19 protein-coding genes and 1 tRNA gene are annotated in these 16425 nt (G+C 59.8%); 11 read left to right on the top strand and 9 right to left on the bottom strand.

Annotation, left to right across the window (positions count from 1 at the left end; translation table 11 throughout):
- Nucleotides 1–22: 22 nt before the first annotated feature.
- A complete protein-coding gene (gene uvrB, locus HKK52_RS09970; RefSeq protein WP_123403549.1) occupies nucleotides 23–2038 on the bottom strand; it encodes an excinuclease ABC subunit UvrB in 2016 nt (671 codons plus the stop codon).
- A gap of 338 nt (nucleotides 2039–2376) precedes the next feature.
- Here uvrB and HKK52_RS09975 point away from each other — a divergent pair, with 338 nt between their 5' ends.
- Together HKK52_RS09975 and HKK52_RS09980 are read left to right on the top strand one after the other, a co-directional pair.
- A complete protein-coding gene (locus HKK52_RS09975) occupies nucleotides 2377–3573 on the top strand; it encodes an amino acid aminotransferase (RefSeq protein WP_169370682.1) in 1197 nt (398 codons plus the stop codon).
- A 153-nt stretch (nucleotides 3574–3726) separates the two neighbouring features.
- On the top strand, nucleotides 3727–3927 hold the full coding sequence (locus tag HKK52_RS09980) for a hypothetical protein (protein WP_054054136.1): 201 nt from the start codon (nucleotides 3727–3729) through the stop codon (nucleotides 3925–3927).
- On the opposite strand, the gene HKK52_RS09985 is transcribed toward HKK52_RS09980, so the two are convergent.
- On the bottom strand, nucleotides 3924–4154 hold the full coding sequence (locus HKK52_RS09985; protein WP_033061947.1) for a hypothetical protein: 231 nt from the start codon (nucleotides 4152–4154) through the stop codon (nucleotides 3924–3926). The two genes, HKK52_RS09980 and HKK52_RS09985, sit on opposite strands and share 4 nt — an antisense overlap.
- A gap of 228 nt (nucleotides 4155–4382) precedes the next feature.
- On the opposite strand from HKK52_RS09985, the gene HKK52_RS09990 reads away from it, so the two are divergent.
- Nucleotides 4383–4458 (top strand) — tRNA-Asn (locus HKK52_RS09990).
- 167 nt (nucleotides 4459–4625) lie between these two features.
- Here HKK52_RS09990 and HKK52_RS09995 read toward each other — a convergent pair.
- On the bottom strand, nucleotides 4626–6143 hold the full coding sequence (locus tag HKK52_RS09995; RefSeq protein ID WP_169370683.1) for a nucleobase:cation symporter-2 family protein: 1518 nt from the start codon (nucleotides 6141–6143) through the stop codon (nucleotides 4626–4628).
- A gap of 255 nt (nucleotides 6144–6398) precedes the next feature.
- Here HKK52_RS09995 and HKK52_RS10000 point away from each other — a divergent pair, with 255 nt between their 5' ends.
- The 3 genes from HKK52_RS10000 (at nucleotide 6399) to HKK52_RS10010 (ending at nucleotide 7547) form a co-directional block, all read left to right on the top strand.
- Entirely contained in the window at nucleotides 6399–6680 is a 282-nt protein-coding gene (locus tag HKK52_RS10000; RefSeq protein WP_169370684.1) for a BrnT family toxin, read from the top strand.
- A gap of 2 nt (nucleotides 6681–6682) precedes the next feature.
- Complete coding sequence (locus HKK52_RS10005; RefSeq protein ID WP_237150767.1) at nucleotides 6683–7024, top strand: BrnA antitoxin family protein; 342 nt, start codon at nucleotides 6683–6685, stop codon at nucleotides 7022–7024.
- A 70-nt stretch (nucleotides 7025–7094) separates the two neighbouring features.
- Entirely contained in the window at nucleotides 7095–7547 is a 453-nt protein-coding gene (locus HKK52_RS10010) for a hypothetical protein (protein ID WP_169370686.1), read from the top strand.
- Nucleotides 7548–7578: 31 nt separating this feature from the next.
- Here the strand turns inward: HKK52_RS10010 and HKK52_RS10015 are convergent, their stop codons facing one another.
- Together HKK52_RS10015 and xth are read right to left on the bottom strand one after the other, a co-directional pair.
- On the bottom strand, nucleotides 7579–8418 hold the full coding sequence (locus HKK52_RS10015; RefSeq protein ID WP_169370687.1) for an arylamine N-acetyltransferase family protein: 840 nt from the start codon (nucleotides 8416–8418) through the stop codon (nucleotides 7579–7581).
- A gap of 111 nt (nucleotides 8419–8529) precedes the next feature.
- Complete coding sequence (gene xth, locus HKK52_RS10020; RefSeq protein WP_169370688.1) at nucleotides 8530–9324, bottom strand: exodeoxyribonuclease III; 795 nt, start codon at nucleotides 9322–9324, stop codon at nucleotides 8530–8532.
- Nucleotides 9325–9454: 130 nt separating this feature from the next.
- On the opposite strand from xth, the gene HKK52_RS10025 reads away from it, so the two are divergent.
- The 3 genes from HKK52_RS10025 (at nucleotide 9455) to HKK52_RS10035 (ending at nucleotide 10937) form a co-directional block, all read left to right on the top strand.
- Nucleotides 9455–10039, top strand: coding sequence for a GNAT family N-acetyltransferase (locus HKK52_RS10025; protein ID WP_169370689.1), 585 nt, complete (start codon nucleotides 9455–9457; stop codon nucleotides 10037–10039).
- A 12-nt stretch (nucleotides 10040–10051) separates the two neighbouring features.
- On the top strand, nucleotides 10052–10531 hold the full coding sequence (locus HKK52_RS10030) for an HIT family protein (RefSeq protein WP_169370690.1): 480 nt from the start codon (nucleotides 10052–10054) through the stop codon (nucleotides 10529–10531).
- A gap of 85 nt (nucleotides 10532–10616) precedes the next feature.
- On the top strand, nucleotides 10617–10937 hold the full coding sequence (locus HKK52_RS10035) for a hypothetical protein (RefSeq protein ID WP_169370691.1): 321 nt from the start codon (nucleotides 10617–10619) through the stop codon (nucleotides 10935–10937).
- Between the two features lie 59 nt (nucleotides 10938–10996).
- Here HKK52_RS10035 and HKK52_RS10040 read toward each other — a convergent pair whose 3' ends face one another.
- The gene (locus HKK52_RS10040) at nucleotides 10997–12565 is read right to left on the bottom strand and encodes a sensor domain-containing diguanylate cyclase (protein ID WP_169370692.1); all 1569 of its coding nucleotides are present in this window, start codon (nucleotides 12563–12565) and stop codon (nucleotides 10997–10999) included.
- 156 nt (nucleotides 12566–12721) lie between these two features.
- Here HKK52_RS10040 and HKK52_RS10045 point away from each other — a divergent pair, with 156 nt between their 5' ends.
- Entirely contained in the window at nucleotides 12722–13363 is a 642-nt protein-coding gene (locus HKK52_RS10045; protein WP_169370693.1) for an HAD family hydrolase, read from the top strand.
- A gap of 61 nt (nucleotides 13364–13424) precedes the next feature.
- On the opposite strand, the gene HKK52_RS10050 is transcribed toward HKK52_RS10045, so the two are convergent.
- Both HKK52_RS10050 and HKK52_RS10055 read right to left on the bottom strand, forming a co-directional pair.
- Complete coding sequence (locus tag HKK52_RS10050) at nucleotides 13425–14192, bottom strand: aldolase (protein WP_169370694.1); 768 nt, start codon at nucleotides 14190–14192, stop codon at nucleotides 13425–13427.
- Nucleotides 14193–14209: 17 nt separating this feature from the next.
- Nucleotides 14210–14914 carry a haloacid dehalogenase type II gene (locus tag HKK52_RS10055; protein WP_169370695.1) on the bottom strand — a complete coding sequence of 235 codons (705 nt, stop codon included), beginning with the start codon at nucleotides 14912–14914 and terminating at the stop codon, nucleotides 14210–14212.
- A gap of 108 nt (nucleotides 14915–15022) precedes the next feature.
- On the opposite strand from HKK52_RS10055, the gene HKK52_RS10060 reads away from it, so the two are divergent.
- Nucleotides 15023–15874: a LysR substrate-binding domain-containing protein gene (locus HKK52_RS10060; RefSeq protein ID WP_169370696.1), complete on the top strand. Its 852-nt coding sequence runs from the start codon at nucleotides 15023–15025 to the stop codon at nucleotides 15872–15874.
- 20 nt (nucleotides 15875–15894) lie between these two features.
- On the opposite strand, the gene HKK52_RS10065 is transcribed toward HKK52_RS10060, so the two are convergent.
- The gene (locus HKK52_RS10065; protein WP_169370697.1) at nucleotides 15895–16425 is read right to left on the bottom strand and encodes a hypothetical protein; all 531 of its coding nucleotides are present in this window, start codon (nucleotides 16423–16425) and stop codon (nucleotides 15895–15897) included.

Consider the following 16425-nt stretch of genomic DNA (forward strand, 5'->3'; position numbering starts at 1 on the left):
CCGCGTGGGAACGATCCTGGGCTCAAACCGTGATCAACCGATCCCGCAACTTGCCAATCTCATCTCGCATCTGCGCCGCGGCTTCAAATTCGAGGTCGCGGGCCAACGCATACATCTTCTCTTCCAGCGCTTTGATGCGCTTGGCGATTTCACCCGGCGAGCGCAATTCGGCTTCGTACTTGGCGCTCTCCTCGGCGGCCTTGGCCATGCCTTTGCGCTTCTTGCTGCGCGAACCCGGCACGGTGGCGCCTTCCATGATGTCGGCGACGTCCTTGAACACACCTTTGGGCGTGATGCCATTGGCCAGGTTGAACGCGATCTGCTTGTCGCGACGACGCTCGGTCTCGCCGATCGCCCGTTCCATGGAACCGGTGATGCGGTCGGCGTACAAAATCGCCCGACCATTGAGGTTCCGCGCTGCTCGGCCGATGGTCTGAATCAGCGAGCGCTCGGAACGCAAGAAGCCTTCCTTGTCCGCATCGAGAATCGCCACCAATGACACTTCCGGCATGTCCAGGCCTTCACGCAGCAAGTTGATCCCCACCAGCACGTCGAAGGTGCCGAGGCGCAAATCGCGGATGATTTCGACCCGCTCCACGGTGTCGATGTCCGAGTGCAGGTATCGCACGCGCACGCCGTGGTCGGCCAGGTAATCGGTCAAGTCTTCGGACATGCGCTTGGTCAGCGTGGTGACCAGTACCCGCTCCTCCAGCGCCACGCGTTTGCCGATTTCCGAGAGCAGATCGTCGACCTGGGTCAGCGCCGGACGGATTTCGATTTGCGGGTCTACCAGACCGGTCGGGCGCACCAGTTGCTCGACCACGCGGCCAGCATGTTCCGCCTCATAGTTGCCCGGTGTGGCCGAGACAAAAATCGTCTGCGGACTGATGTTTTCGAACTCGTCGAAACGCATCGGCCGATTGTCCAGCGCCGACGGCAGACGGAAACCGTACTCCACCAGCGTCTCTTTACGGGATCGGTCGCCCTTATACATCGCGCCGACCTGCGGCACGCTGACGTGGGATTCGTCGATCACCAGCAAGGCATCGGCCGGCAGGTAATCGAACAAGGTTGGCGGCGCCTGGCCGGATTCACGACCGGACAGGTAGCGCGAGTAGTTTTCGATGCCGTTGCAGTAACCCAGTTCGAGAATCATCTCGAGGTCAAAACGGGTGCGCTGCTCCAGACGCTGGGCTTCCACCAGTTTGTTGTTGGTGCGCAGGTAGTCCAGGCGCTCCTGAAGCTCGACCTTGATGCCTTCGATGGCACCGAGCAGGGTTTCCCGCGGCGTCACGTAGTGGCTTTTCGGATAGAAAGTGAAGCGCGGCAACTGCCGGGTGACTTCGCCGGTCAGCGGATCGAAGGCGGAAATCTTCTCCACTTCATCGTCGAACAGCTCGATGCGGATCGCTTCGAAATCGGATTCCGCCGGGTGGATATCGATCACGTCACCGCGAACCCGGAAGGTCGCGCGGGCGAAATCCATGTCATTGCGGGTGTATTGCAGATCGGCGAGCCGACGCAGCAACGCGCGCTGATCGAGCTTGTCGCCGCGATCCACGTGCAGCACCATTTTCAGATAGGTTTCCGGGCTGCCCAGACCGTAGATGCAGGACACCGTGGTGACGATGATCGCGTCCTTGCGCTCCAGCAGCGCTTTGGTCGCCGAGAGTCGCATCTGTTCGATGTGGTCGTTGATCGACGCATCCTTCTCGATGAAGGTGTCCGACGACGGCACATACGCTTCGGGCTGGTAGTAGTCGTAGTAGGAAACGAAGTATTCGACGGCGTTGTTCGGGAAGAATGCCTTGAATTCGCCGTACAACTGCGCGGCCAGGGTCTTGTTCGGCGCCAGCACCAGGGTCGGGCGCTGTACTTGGGCGATCACGTTGGCGATGCTGAAGGTCTTGCCCGAGCCGGTCACACCGAGCAGAGTCTGGTGCGCCAGCCCGGCTTCGATGCCCTCGACCATCAGGCGGATGGCTTCCGGCTGATCGCCGGCGGGCTCGAAGCGGGTGACTAGCTGGAATTCAGACATGAAATACCTCTGATTTCACCCCCGCGCGGTCAAACCGGACAGGAACGAGAAAGACCGCAAACGACCGACGTCGCCCGAGGAAAAAACTGGATTGTGCTCAATGTGGAGCCGATTGCCCGCGCTTTCAAGGCAAACGTCCTACATCCCTCGAAGTCTTTGACGATGCCTTTCGACTAACGGTCGAAAAATAATCGGAAAAACTTACCCCAAAAGCCGAATCGTCTGTCGCCAGCCATCGCAGATGGCCTCTATACTAGCTCCCCGTTTGTGCACCGCTCTAGTGCATTCGGCTGGAGCGCGACACGTCCCTCCACACTCCATTCAGAGCCGCCGCAAAAATGAGCCTGTTCTCCGCTGTCGAAATGGCACCACGCGATCCAATCCTGGGCCTCAACGAAGCATTCAACGCCGATACCCGTACCAACAAGGTCAACCTGGGGGTCGGTGTTTACTGCAACGAGGAGGGGCGAATTCCACTCCTGCGCGCCGTTGTCGAAGCCGAGACGATTCGCGTCGCTCAACACGCTTCCCGTGGCTACTTGCCTATCGACGGTATTGCCGCCTACGACCAGGCCGTGCAAAAACTGCTGTTCGGCAATGACTCGCCGCTGATCGCTTCCGGCCGCGTCCTCACCACTCAAGCCGTTGGCGGTACTGGCGCCCTGAAAATCGGTGCCGACTTCCTCAAGCAACTGCTGCCGAACGCTGTCGTGGCGATCAGCGACCCGAGCTGGGAAAACCACCGCGCGCTGTTCGAAACCGCCGGTTTCCCGGTGCAGAACTATCGCTATTACGACGCCGCTACCCACGACGTTAACCGCGCCGGCCTGCTGGAAGACCTGAACGCCCTGCCGAACGGCTCGATCGTTGTGCTGCACGCGTGCTGCCACAACCCGACTGGCGTGGACCTGAGCCCGGCGGACTGGAACAACGTACTGGACGTGGTGAAAGCCAAGGGTCACGTACCGTTCCTCGACATGGCCTACCAGGGCTTCGGCGACGGCATCGACGAAGACGCCGCGGCTGTGCGCCTGTTCGCGGAATCGGGCCTGACCTTCTTCGTTTCCAGCTCGTTCTCCAAATCGTTCTCGCTGTACGGCGAGCGCGTTGGCGCCCTGTCGATCGTCAGCGAATCGAAAGAAGAAAGCGCGCGCGTGCTGTCGCAAGTCAAACGCGTGATCCGCACCAACTACTCCAACCCGCCGACCCACGGTGCAAGCATCGTTGCCGCCGTGCTGAACAGCCCGGTGCTGCGCGCACAGTGGGAAGAAGAACTGGCGGAAATGCGCCTGCGGATTCGCGGCATGCGCATCCAGATGGTTGAAGCATTGGCGAAGCAAGCGCCGCAGCGCGACTTCAGCTTTGTCGGTCGCCAGCGCGGCATGTTCTCCTACTCCGGCCTGACGGTTGAGCAAGTGACCCGTCTGCGCAGCGAGTTCGGCATCTACGCCCTGGACACCGGCCGCATCTGCGTAGCGGCGCTGAACCAGAGCAACATCGATGCAGTAACCAAGGCCATCGTTGCGGTGATCTGAGTCTCGCGCGGTACGAAAAACGGGAAGCCTTTTGGCTTCCCGTTTTTTATTTGTCTGAGAGATGTGTCAAAGCGTTGTCCACGCCCTCTAAACTGCACACAACGATGCTCCTACAGATTATGTGTACAGCCTGGAATATCTACGAGAACCCACATGAAAAACGATGACCTACGCGCTGACCGTGACGAACTGGACCATTTCGTCCCTCGCACCCCGGCCAAACGCGGCAACAACCTGGTGTTGCAAGTGGCAGCCGGCGTGTTTCTCGGCGGCCTGGCCTTATGGCTGGTGCAACTGGCCGCAACTTCGCTGTATGCCAAGCTGATGCTCGGCACCTTTACCTTCGGCGGTTAAGCCAGTTCGGTCGCGCGCTGGCTGGCGGCGTCGTCATACGCCACGTATAGCGATTCGGCGACTTGGCTCTTGATCGCCTTGGCGCTTTCCAGGCCAAGGACAAAACCTTCCGCCTTGCCACCGGCGCGGTTCAATTCATCAGCGGTGCTGGCCTGGGTGATGGCGTCGAACAGTTTCTCGGCGTGAGGACCGACACCTTTGGGCAGGCTGATCTGGGCGATGCTCATGCGAACACCCCGTGGTTTGGCAATGTGAGTACTGGATGATTCATGGCGCTTACCTTGTTCGGCGAATGGCCGGTAGCGCGTGTCACCACTTCCGGGCAGCTATGGTAGACCTCCGGGACGATTCTGGTAACCGCCAATGGCCGATAAACCACCGTCCGTCTTCATGAATCCATCAAGTTAACAATGGATGCTTGACTTCTCTTTTTGAATCAGTAACATACACGCCATTCCGCGATAGCTCAGTTGGTAGAGCAAGTGACTGTTAATCACTGGGTCCCTGGTTCGAGTCCAGGTCGTGGAGCCAGACAGAAGTACCGAAAAGCCCCTGAATCGAACGGTTCAGGGGCTTTTTTGTGCCTGTCATAAAGTCAAAAGATCGCAGCCTTCGGCAGCTCACAGGATTCGCTTTCACCTGGAGCTGCCGAAGGCTGCGATCTTTTGATCTACAGCCCTTTCAACGGGTGTCTACCGTCAGACATGCTCCCCACTCTTCGCATGCACCGCCCGCGGTTCCGCGTGCCCATGCTCCGCCTCGACCACCGGGATCTCCTTCCCGTCGCAGTCATGCAGCTTGCCTTCGCTGAAATAATCGCCTTCACGCAATGCCGCCAGGTCCTGGTAGCGCAGGACGCGTTCAGTACCGGCCGCAAACACCGACTGCTGATCCGAGTTGCCGGTGGTGAAATGGTTGAAGGTCAGGTTCAGGACGATGGCCATGATCGCCGACGAACTGATGCCCGAATGGAAGATCGTCGCGAACCAGCTCGGGAAGTGATCGTAGAAGTTCGGTGCCGCGATGGGGATCATGCCGAAGCCGATGGAGGTGGCGACGATGATCAGGTTGACGTTGTTACGATAGTCGACCTTGGACAGCGTACGAATGCCGCTGGCGGCCACGGTGCCAAACAGCACGATACCGGCGCCGCCGAGCACCGAGGTCGGTACTGCCGCAATCACCCGGCCCATGAATGGCAGCAGGCCAAGGACCACCAGGAACACACCGCCAGTGGCCACCACGAAGCGGCTCTTGATCCCGGTCACCGCCACCAGCCCGACGTTCTGGGCGAACGCGCTTTGGGTGAAGGAACCGAAGATCGGCGCGATCATGCTCGACAACATGTCAGCACGCAGGCCATTGCCCAGGCGTTTGGAGTCGACCTTGGTGCCAATGATTTCGCCCACCGCCAGGATGTCGGCGGAAGTTTCCACCAGGGTCACCATGATCACGATGCACATCGACAGGATCGCGGCGAAGTGGAAGGTCGGCATGCCGAAGTGGAACGGGGTCGGGAAGCCGAACATCGGGCCTTGGGTCACGGAGGAGAAGTCCGCCATGCCGAGGAATACCGCGATCACCGTGCCGATGACCATGGCCAGCAGAATCGACAGGCGAGAGATGGTTGCGCTGCCGATCTTGCTCAGCAGCAGCACCAGCACCAGGGTCACGGCCGCCAGACCGATATTGGCCATGCTGCCGAAGTCCGGGGCATGACTGTTGCCGCCCATGGCCCAGCGTGCGGCCACCGGCATCAGCGTCAGGCCGATGGTGGTGATCACAATGCCGGTGACCAGCGGCGGGAAGAACTTGGTGATCCGTGAGAACACCGGTGTGATCAGCAAACCGATCAATGACGCGGCAATCACCGCCCCGAGGATCGACTGAAAGCCACCCTCCCCGCCGCTGCTGACAATCGCCACCATGGTCGCGACGCCGGAGAACGACACGCCCTGTACCAGCGGCAACTGACAACCGAAAAACGGTAGACCGAGGGTCTGTAGCAAGGTCGCCAAGCCCCCCGCAAACAATGAAGCAGCAATCAACAAACCGATGTCCGCCGGCGAAAGCCCGGCCGCCTGGCCGATGATCAAGGGTACCGCGACGATGCCGCCGTACATGGTCAGGACGTGTTGCAGGCCGTAAGCCATATTCGCGCCGATCCCGAGATTTTCATCCTCAGGCCGTTGGTGTGAAACATGGGGCGTTTTCATGGTTGGGGGGTTCCCTGGTTTTTGTTATGCGCACACTGTATGCAAGACTCAGGACAAATGTCTATAGAGTTGTATACAACTGACCAGTCAGATTATGGACATCTGTTCATCCTGACCGTCGCACTACGCGCCCAATCGCTCTAAAACCTTGAAATACATCCATCCCGGCGCTTCTCCCTTCTCCCGCTAATCTTTTTCCTTCATGGCGACCGCCGGCACGGAGGCCCTCTTTTATATACATATAAAGTATGCATAATGAAGCCATTCGAAATTCAATATGACAAAGCGAAAAACGCGGCCAACAAACTCAAGCATCGAGGCATCAGCCTTGCAGAAACCGAGCCAGTGTTCGACGACGAGCGAGCCCTGACCGTGCAAGACCGCGATCACGATGAGCAGCGCTGGATTATCGTGGGGCAGGACGCCAAAGGTCGGGTACTGGTGGTTGCCTACACCTGGCGCGATCCGAATTTCGTTCGAATCATTTCGGCGCGCGTCGCGACCAAAAACGAGCGTCGCCAATACAAGGAGGCATGACCATGAAAGATGAATACGACTTCAGTAACGCCAAACGCGGGGCGGTGGCCTCCAGCAAAGGCAAGACCCGCATTACCATCATGCTCGACGATGCGGTGATCGAAGCGGCGCGCTCGCTTGCGGAAAACGAAGGGTTTGGCTATCAGACGGTGATCAACAACACTTTGCGCCAGGCGTTGCTCAACGATAACGGGCAAGTCGCGAAGGCCGATCAACACGGTAGCGCCACGACAGGCCATCTTAAAAAAGGCGTGACCGCCACCGACCTGAAAAGCCTCGAGAAGAAACTCGCAGACGCGCTCAGCGAAATCCGTCGGGTGATGGAACCGGATGTCCGCCCCTAGGCAACAACGCTGTCATCCTTCAGCAACTGAACCACGGCGAACGCGTCGAACACTTTGCAGAGCCATAGCCATGAATGTGATTGAGCGATTCGCCCTGGTGCAGCATCACGGCCCCTATGAAGACTGGCCGGCGAAAACCCCCGTCATCATCGATGGCAGCGTCTCTTCGCTGGCGATCTCGGGCTTCAATCTATTGCACCAATACGAAACGGCAGCCGGCTATCTGCTGGTGACCGACTTCGACTGCCCATTCGAAGAGGCTGTCTGTTTTGTACTGGTCAGCAAAGACCTCGCAACGGTGTTGAACGAACGCACAGTCGGTCAAATGTACAATTCGTTCTGGCTCGACGAGGTCTTCTGGCTGGATGAAGCGCATTTCTACGCGACCTTCCACGACTACGCCGATTACCGGTTTTATTTCACCATTCGCCCCTACGGCATTCCATGGATCTATCCACGCCTGGGGCTTGCTTGCAGGCGCTTTAACGCCAAGAGTGGGAAATGGCGGCGCGATATTCGTTGAAAAGGGAACAGGAAAATGGAGTGCCAGGCTTTTACCTGTCCTGTTCTTTGGGCTCGATCAAACGCTCGAGCACCTGCTTCAAGCGCGCACTCGGCGGCACCCTAATCCCGAACTCCCTTTCCAGCAACGCGAGCAACTCATCGACATCCGTCACCTCGCGCCGTTCGCTCTCGCTTCCGATCCGGTGGATCGCAAAGCTGCCGTTGTTCAACGTCCGCCGCCAGCCCTCGCCAGTACGGGCCACCATCAACTGTTTGACGAAAGACGATTCCGGATGGGTCGAGACGTACCAATTGCCGACGGTGTAATCGATGTCGTCCTGACGTTGCAGATCGAAGATATACATCGCGCGCCACTCATCGGCGACCTTCGCGCGAAGGGTGTAGCCGTCTTCGTGCTGCTCAATGCGATAGGCCTCGTGAGGCGTCGGCTGTTCGGCGCGGGTATCGAGCATCAGCGGCGCGGTCGGCACCATGCCGCCGAAGCCGACGTCGCTGATGTAGCGCACCCCGTCCAGGGTCACCAGGCTCAAGCGGTGAGTGCGCGCGGTCCACGCGCCTTCCGGCTGGCCCATCACCACTCGCCCGCTGATGCCGCGAGCGTCAAAGCCCAGCGCCTGAAGCAGGGCCAGGAAGCTGTTGTTCAGTTCATAGCAATAGCCACCGCGGCCTTGGTGCAGGATTTTCTGCTCCACGGACGGCACGTCGATGAGTACCGGTTCGCCGGATAACGTGGTGAGGTTCTCGAACGGGAACGCGCCGGTATGGCGCAGTTGAAGTTGACGCAGGGTGTCCAGGGTGGGCGCGGGGGGAGCGCTGAAACCCAGGCGTTGCAGGTACAGATCCAGATTCCTCAGGCGTGGCTCACTCATTGCTCAATCCTTATGCACGGGGCCGCAGGTCACTGCGCCGATGGTCGCCCTATATAAGGGATAAACCGGCTTGACCGACAATTGATTTCGCCAATCGCCACCCACGCAGAATCAACGCCGCTTGCGCGTCCCCAACCGAATCCACGTCGGCGCATGGTCGCTGGCATGGGGCTCGTTGCGCACCCAGGCATCGACGCCGGCCTCTTGCAGATACGGACTCAGCGCCGGGTTAAGCAACAGATGATCGATACGCAACCCGGAATTTTTCTGCCAGTGCTGTCGGAAATAATCCCAGAACGTGTAGAGGCGATCTTCCGGGTAAAGGTGCCGCAGGGAATCGGTCCAGCCCTGGTCCAGCAGGCGCTGATAACACTCGCGACTCTCGGGTTGCAGCAACGCATCCTTGAGCCAGGAGCGCGGGTTGTAGATGTCCAGGTCGGTGGGCACCACGTTGTAGTCGCCGGCCAGCACCACCGGGTGGTCACTGGCTTGAAGGGCTTGCGCGTAGCTGATCAGCCGCTCGAACCAGGCCAGTTTGTACTCGAACTTCGGCCCCGGTTGCGGGTTGCCGTTAGGCAAGTACAGACACCCCACCAGCACCCCGTGAACCGCCGCTTCCAGATAGCGGCTTTGGGTATCGGCGTCGTCTCCGGGCAAGCCGCGACGACTTTCCAATGGTTGCGCATCCCGGGCCAGGATCGCCACCCCGTTCCACGAGGACTGGCCCTGCCAGATCGCGCCATAGCCGATAGCTTCCAACTCCGCGGCCGGGAAGGCACTGTCGAGGGATTTGAGCTCTTGGAGGCAGACGATGTCCGGCTGCTCTCGCGCCAGCCAGGCCAGCAGGTTCGGCAGTCGGGCGCGCAGGCCGTTGACGTTAAACGTCGCGATTCGCAAAGGCTTCATCGACCCAGGCTCCTGGTGAAGAGGTGTCTAGGGTGTGACAGCTGCCGGTTCTGGTGGTTGCGTCGGCAAAGCAATGTGCGGCGTAATAGGCGCCCAATGCCCCGCCTGATCTGCCGAGAATATCGACGCCATGGACACCTCCCTCGAAGGCAACAGAATCATCCTGCGCCCCCTGCAATACGCCGATGCCGAGGCGCTGGTGCAAGCGGCGGAAGACGGCGAACTGTGGAAACTGACAGTCACCGTGGTCCCCTCCTCGACCACCGTCGACAGCTACCTGAAAAGAGCCCTCGACGGTCGCGATGCCGGCAGCGTCCTGCCGTTCGTCATCGTGCTCAAGGAGACGGGCAAAGTCATCGGCTCTACCCGGTTCTGGAAAGTCGACCGGCTCAACCGCAAGCTGGAAATCGGCAGCAGCTGGATCGGCGCCAGCTGGCAGAAAACCTTCGTCAACACCGAGGCCAAGTACCTGATGCTGCGCCATGCCTTCGAAGCGCTCGATTGCGTGCGGGTGCAATTCACCACTGACGAAAACAACCAGACATCCCGCAACGCGATCCTCAGGCTGGGCGCGCAGCAGGAAGGCATCGTGCGCCACGAACGGATCATGCCGGACGGTCGCAAGCGCAACTCGGTGCGGTTCAGCATCATTGATGATGAATGGCCGCAGGTTCGGCAGCACTTGGAAACGAAACTGGCACTCATGCAGGGCTGAAAAGGAGCACCGATGAACATCCCGCAACCCTTCATCATTCACGAAACCAAATATTGGCAGCTCAACCATCGCCTCAACTCGGCGTTGCCGGGTTACCTGATGCTTGGCGCCCGCTCCAACGCCAACGCGCTCCACGAACTGCCCGACAGCGCACTGGCCGAACTCGGTCCGCTGCTGGCCACCACCCAACGCATCGTTGAAACACTGTTCAAACCCAAACGCCTGTACATCGGTCGTTATGGCCATGAACCCGGGCACTCCATCCATTTTCACATCGTCCCGATCTACGACTGGGTCGAGGATCTGTTCTGGCAGGATGAACGCTACCGGTTGCTCGACACCTTCTCTTCCGCCACGCCGGCAAGCCCGACCGATGGCGCCGAACTGACACTGTTCGTCTGGCGCGAGTTCTGTGAACGGCCTGATCCGCCAAAAGCACCCGGCATGACAGTCGAGCAGGTGATCTGCCACTTGCGTGAAGCGTTCCTCTGAGAACCCACCATTCGTCATCCAACCGGCACCAACCGCGCGGCCCTGAGACCAATATCAGGTAACGACTCAATTCTGGAGACGTACCATGATCACGACAAAAATCACCTCGCTGCTGCTGGCCGGTTTGCTGTGCACCGCGTCTGTGGCCTATGCCGCCAACGATGCTGCTGATGGCACGGGCACCAAGTCCGGCGGCGTCAGTGGTTCGACGCTGCCGCCCAACAGCACGCCCGGCGCGCCATCAGGCGCCAACGGTTCGGGCAGCAATGGCAGCGGTTCCGGCTCATCGAGCACGGGCTCGGGCGTCAATGGCAGCAATGGCGGGACCAGTGGTTCGGGCGCGGGCGGTGGCACCGGTGCGGCCGGCGGCGGTACGGGCGGGGCTGGTGGTGGGACAGGCAGCTGAACGCGTAAAGGCAGCTTCTGATTTCGACGTCTGGAATCAGGGCCTGCCTGTTCACCCAATCAACGGTCCGAGCGCAGCAAGGCTTCCACGCCACCTTCCATCGACAGCACCGCTGAACGGTTTCGCCCCGAGTGCTTGGCCTGATACAACGCGGCGTCCGCACGCTGGATAAACACTTCGATGCTGTCCCGCCCGGTGGGCACGAACGAATAGCAGCCCAGGCTGACGGTCACGTAACCGGTGGGCGAGCCGCTGTGGGTGATGTTTTTGTCCATGACGCTGCGGCGGATCTGTTCGGCAATCACCATCGCGCCGTGAATGTCGGTGTCCGGCAGTAATGCCGCGAATTCTTCGCCGCCGTAGCGCACCGCCAGATCGGCCTTGCGATGGCAGCACGTCTTCAGCGCTCGCGCCACTTCGGCCAGGCAATGATCTCCCGCCACATGGCCATAAGTGTCGTTGTAGCGTTTGAAGAAATCGATATCGAGCATCACCAGACTTAGCGGGCTCGCCTGTCGGGCACCGCGGCCGAACTCGATGTCCAGCGCCCGCTCGAACAGGCGCCGATTGGCCAGGCCGGTCAGGCTGTCGTGGGTCGCGATCAGTTCCAGCGCTTCCTGGGCCGTGCGCAGATCGGCTTCGATCCGCCCGCCATCGCGCACTTGATGAATGAACACCCAGCCGAACAGCCCCACGCCCAGCACCACCAGGGCCACAATGACGCTGGACTGAAACGCCGTGGCGTACCAGTCCTTGAGAATCGCGTCCTTGGAGGACGCCGCCGACACCACCAGCGGATACGCCTCCAACTGCCGGTAGCCATACAAGCGAACCGTGTTGTCGACCACCGAGTTGATCATCGCGTTGCCTGCGTTGGCGTTGGGCAGATGCTTCTGGAAAATCGCGCCCTGGGCCACCGACGTGCCGATCTGCGATTCGATAAACGGCCGCCGCGCCAACAGCGTGCCGTCGGTCAGCGCCAGAAACATCGCGCCCTGGTCATCGATGCTGAAGCTTTTGAAGAACTGGTCGAAGTACGCCATTTTGATGCCGGCCAGCAACACGCCCTGGAAATTGCCGTTCTTGTCATTGACCCGCCTGGACACCGGAATGATCCACTCGCCGTTCTCGCGACTGCGGATGGCCGGGCCGATGTGCGCCAGGGACGAGACGTTCTGCTGGTGGAACTTGAAGTACTCGCGATCCGATACCCCGGACCCGTGAGGCAAGTCCGCGAACGAGGTAATGACCCACTGCCCTTGCTGGTCGAACAGGAAAATCCCGTGCAATTGATGCAGTGCCTGGACCCGACTGACGAAGGTTTTCTGCAGGCGCGGCACTTGGGCGGCGTCATAGCCGTCCGCCTGAATCCAGTCCGCCAGGCTGGTCAGCACCAGATCGGCCTTCATGAACGTATCTTCGGCCTGCTGCGCCATGGCCCGCGTGAGGTTCGACGACGCGACTTCGGCCAGTGCCAGGTCATGGCGCCGCGATTGCTCCAGTTGCAAGTACAGCAAACCACACAGGCACAGGCACACCGCCGCGATGAAAAACGCCGAAGCCTTGAGCAGAGGCAAGCGTTTCAGTGCGCCGGGGGCATGGTGCGAGTCATGAATGGGGATTGGCAAAAGGGTTTCCTGGAGGGCACGGCACGGGCGAAGGCCCAAAGCCCTTATTTTTTGTGAGCTTAGTCTACGGGGTTGTCCGGGGCCAATGGGAAAACCCGCTCTGCTAGGATGAAAGGCTTCAGCACCTGTGCCGCAGGTTCATCCACGGAGGAAAACATGAGCACTCAGTCTCACCCGATCACTTTCAATACCGCCGTTTTCGATCTCGGCAATGTACTTATCCGCTGGAACCCCAGAAACCTTTACAAGAAGTTGTTCGGTGACGACGTAGAAGCCATGGAAACCTTCCTGGCCGAGGTCTGCCACACCGCCTGGAACGAACAACAGGACAGAGGCCGGACCTGGCAGGCAGCGATCGAGGAAGCCATCGCCCGCCATCCGAGCCAGGAAGCGCTGATCCGCGCCTACCACGAACGCTGGGAAGAAACGCTCGACGGTGCCATCGAAGACACCGTCGCCATCCTCGATGAACTGCACGCCAACGGCGTTCGCCTGCTGGCGCTGACCAACTGGTCCGCTGAAACCTTTCCGATTGCCCTTGAACGTTTTGAGTTCCTGCAGCGTTTCGAAGGGATTCTGGTGTCGGGCGCCGAAGGCGTGATCAAGCCATCGCCGGAAATCTTCCAGTTGCTTGCCTCACGCTACGACGTAGATATGAGTCGTGCGGTGTTCATTGATGATCACCGGCCGAATATTGAAGGGGCGCAGCGGGTGGGGCTTCACGGGATTCAGTTCTTTAACCCGGCGCAGTTGCGTAAGGATCTGCTGGCGTTGGGGTTGCCGGTTCGAGCAGGCTGAAATGGCGCAGACCTCATCGCGAATTCGCTCGCGATGAGGCCCCCGCAGTCGCCACAAACACTCACCCAGCCAACCGCCGCATCGCACTCTGCAAATGCGCCCGAGCACTTTCGGCATCCCCCAAACGCATCTGCTCATACGCCCGCTGGGCAATTTCGTGGGGAACAGGCTTGAGCTCGCGCTGGGTCGCCATCGCCAGTAACTGCACCTGGGCGGCACGTTCCAGGTAATACAAATCGTCCCAGGCCTCAGCGATGGCCGGCCCGCAGACAATCACCCCGTGATTCTTCAAAAACAGGATATCGGCAGCGCCCAGCACACTGGCAATCCGATCGCCTTCGGACTCGTCCAGGGCCAAGCCGTTGTAGTCCTCATCCACCGCCGTGCGCCCGTAAAACTTCAATGCCGTCTGCCCCAGCCACAGCAACGGAGGGCCTTGTAGCAAACACAATGCCGTGGCATTCGGCATGTGCGTGTGGAACGCCACTTTTACCCGTGGCAGCTGTTTATGCAGCCGGGCATGGATGTAGAACGCGGTCGCCTCCGGCTGCCCGTCACCGGCCACGACGTTGCCGTGGAAGTCACAGACCAGCAGGTTGTCGACGCTGACCTCGGCAAACGCATAGCCGTAGGGGTTCACAAAAAACAGATCATCACGCCCCGGCACCATGGCCGAAAAGTGGTTGCAAATGCCCTCCTCCAAACCGTGCAGCGCCGCCAGTCGGAAGCACGCCGCCAGTTCCGTGCGGGCAATGATGGCGGCCTCCGAATCCAGGTTCAGATCGGCGTAGCGCGCGGGGCGGGAACTGCCTGCAAGGGTGTGTGCCATAGCGACGACTCCATGTGTTACCAGCCAAGGGAGGTGAACAAGGGCACGACCTGGTCCAGCGTGTGAAGGATGGCGTCCGGCCGATAGTCCGGCAGCAATTGCCGACCGGTGCCGCGATCGATCCACACGCAGCGAAACTGCATGTCCCGCGCGGCGGCGTGGTCCAGCATCGGGCTGGCGCAAATATGCACCACCTGATCCCGTCGTACGCCCAGTTGCTCATGAGCGTAGTCAAACAACCGCGGATTCGGCTTGTAGGCGCCGGCCTGTTGCGCGGTGATGACCCGATCGATATGCCCGCCGAGTTGCGCGACATTGCCAGCGATGATGTCGTCATCGGTGTTGGACACGATGCACAACTTGAAGCCCATGGCCTTGAGCCGCGCCAGCGTCTCAATCACCTCGGGAAACGGCGACATCCGTGGAATCGCCCCGGCCAGGCGCTGACTGTCTTCGGGCAGACTCGCCAACCCCAACTCCTCCAGGGCCCGTTGCAAGCCGAGGGTGCTCAATTGGCGAAACGAACGGTGCGGCGGGGTCTGCTCCAGTTGATGTTCATGCCGGTCGTACACCGCGATCAGGCGATCGACGTCGATCGAGTGCTCGCCCTTGTCCTGCAAGATGTCGGCGGCCACGGCTTTCAGGCCTTCATCCCACTGAATCAGCGTGCCGTAGCAATCGAAGGTCAACCATTCGGGGCGCGGGGTGTGCTGGAGTGTCATGAGCGTTTCCTCTGAGATGAGAGCTTCAGCTTAAGAGCGCTTGGTGATAGTGTGAAATTAAATCCATACCGCCATCTCAGTTGAAATTCGAATATCAAGGAGACCGCCATGCTCGATCTTGAATTGCTCAAGAGCTTCGTCTGCGTGGTCGACGAAGGCAGCTTCACCCGCGCCGCCGAGCGCGTGCACCGCACCCAGTCGACCGTCAGCCAGCAGCTGCGCAAACTCGAAGAGCTGATCGGCCACCCGCTGCTGATCCGTGATCGCACCGGGCAGAACGTCACGGTCACCGAACATGGCGAACGCCTGATCGGCTATGCCCGCCGCTTGCTGGCACTGTCCTCGGAGGCGGTGCAGGCCCTGGCCAGCGACGTCGATCTGGAGATCCTGCGCCTCGGTGTGCCGGAAGACTTCGACGCCCGGCGCATGGCCGTGCTGCTCGCCGGTTTCATCCAGGCCCGGCCCCACGCCCGACTGGAAACCATCAGCGGCATGAGCCTGGACCTCAAGCAAAAACTCGACGCCGGTGACATCGACATCGCCCTGATCAAACGCGAACCGGACAGCGGACCGTGCTGGGCGTCCTGGCCGGAGGTGTTGGTGTGGGTCAAAGGTGCGGGTGTTGACTCGGCTAACGGAGTGTTGCCACTGGCGTTGTTTCCCCAGGGCTGTATTTATCGCCAGCGCGCCACCCGATTGCTGGATGTGGCCCAACGGCCCTGGCGCGTGGCTTTCGGTAGCCATAGCTTGACCGGGATTCAAGCGGCGGTGGCTTCAGGGTTGGGGATTTCCGTGCTGCCGGAGTCGGCGGTGTTGCCGGAGCATACGGTATGTACCGATTTGCCTGAATTACCGGCGTCGGAGTTGGCGTTGGTCAGTCGCGAGGGCACGTTGACCGGGATGCAGCGGGGGTTGGTGGAGTTTTTGAAGGGGGCGTTGAGTGAGGAGGCGCGGGGTTGAAGCTCGCGCCTCCGGTTTTTTCAGTTGGATTTGGGTTTGTTGATTTCGCGTAGGAGGTCGACGGTGGGGATGTACAGGGTGTTAGTGTAGTAAGGCTTGTAACCGTAGGCCGTAATGACGACCTTGCATGGAATATCTGCCTTCTTTGCCAACATCGAGTTCAGTTCGCTGACTGAAAGATTTCTTCGGGAAGTACCTTTATTACGTGTCTCGCTCAAAAAGGCGCGAGTGACATAATTGAACGCCGCTGAAGAATGACCGATAGCACTTTTTTCAAGCAAACCATAGGCGGAGCGTTCGATAATGTTGCCGACAGAGAAATCACTGTCATTTTCCAACGCGCAGATAAGCTTAGTTGAAGCCTGCCCCAATCCCTCGCCTTGCCCATAAAGGTCCTGCAGATTAACGCTGGAGCTGAAACTGACATCATAAAGAGGCAAGTCTCCTTCCCGCTCAACGGATACAAACGCCAAATCTGCTGAAGGCTTATTATGATCTTTGGCACATGATGCGCAGGCCAAAATCAAAAGAACCAGCACTATCCTTTTCAT

This window comes from Pseudomonas sp. ADAK2, from assembly GCF_012935755.1.
Classification (GTDB): Bacteria; Pseudomonadota; Gammaproteobacteria; order Pseudomonadales; family Pseudomonadaceae; genus Aquipseudomonas.

Bases quoted from the DNA above. Each gene is read 5' to 3' on its own strand.
- uvrB (WP_123403549.1), bottom strand. From the start codon at position 2,038: ATGTCTGAATTCCAGCTAGTCACCCGCTTCGAGCCCGCCGGCGATCAG.
- HKK52_RS09975 (WP_169370682.1), top strand. From the start codon at position 2,377: ATGAGCCTGTTCTCCGCTGTCGAAATGGCACCACGCGATCCAATCCTG.
- HKK52_RS09980 (WP_054054136.1), top strand. From the start codon at position 3,727: ATGAAAAACGATGACCTACGCGCTGACCGTGACGAACTGGACCATTTC.
- HKK52_RS09985 (WP_033061947.1), bottom strand. From the start codon at position 4,154: ATGAGCATCGCCCAGATCAGCCTGCCCAAAGGTGTCGGTCCTCACGCC.
- HKK52_RS09995 (WP_169370683.1), bottom strand. From the start codon at position 6,143: ATGAAAACGCCCCATGTTTCACACCAACGGCCTGAGGATGAAAATCTC.
- HKK52_RS10000 (WP_169370684.1), top strand. From the start codon at position 6,399: ATGAAGCCATTCGAAATTCAATATGACAAAGCGAAAAACGCGGCCAAC.
- HKK52_RS10005 (WP_237150767.1), top strand. From the start codon at position 6,683: ATGAAAGATGAATACGACTTCAGTAACGCCAAACGCGGGGCGGTGGCC.
- HKK52_RS10010 (WP_169370686.1), top strand. From the start codon at position 7,095: ATGAATGTGATTGAGCGATTCGCCCTGGTGCAGCATCACGGCCCCTAT.
- HKK52_RS10015 (WP_169370687.1), bottom strand. From the start codon at position 8,418: ATGAGTGAGCCACGCCTGAGGAATCTGGATCTGTACCTGCAACGCCTG.
- xth (WP_169370688.1), bottom strand. From the start codon at position 9,324: ATGAAGCCTTTGCGAATCGCGACGTTTAACGTCAACGGCCTGCGCGCC.
- HKK52_RS10025 (WP_169370689.1), top strand. From the start codon at position 9,455: ATGGACACCTCCCTCGAAGGCAACAGAATCATCCTGCGCCCCCTGCAA.
- HKK52_RS10030 (WP_169370690.1), top strand. From the start codon at position 10,052: ATGAACATCCCGCAACCCTTCATCATTCACGAAACCAAATATTGGCAG.
- HKK52_RS10035 (WP_169370691.1), top strand. From the start codon at position 10,617: ATGATCACGACAAAAATCACCTCGCTGCTGCTGGCCGGTTTGCTGTGC.
- HKK52_RS10045 (WP_169370693.1), top strand. From the start codon at position 12,722: ATGAGCACTCAGTCTCACCCGATCACTTTCAATACCGCCGTTTTCGAT.
- HKK52_RS10050 (WP_169370694.1), bottom strand. From the start codon at position 14,192: ATGGCACACACCCTTGCAGGCAGTTCCCGCCCCGCGCGCTACGCCGAT.
- HKK52_RS10055 (WP_169370695.1), bottom strand. From the start codon at position 14,914: ATGACACTCCAGCACACCCCGCGCCCCGAATGGTTGACCTTCGATTGC.
- HKK52_RS10060 (WP_169370696.1), top strand. From the start codon at position 15,023: ATGCTCGATCTTGAATTGCTCAAGAGCTTCGTCTGCGTGGTCGACGAA.
- HKK52_RS10065 (WP_169370697.1), bottom strand. From the start codon at position 16,425: ATGAAAAGGATAGTGCTGGTTCTTTTGATTTTGGCCTGCGCATCATGT.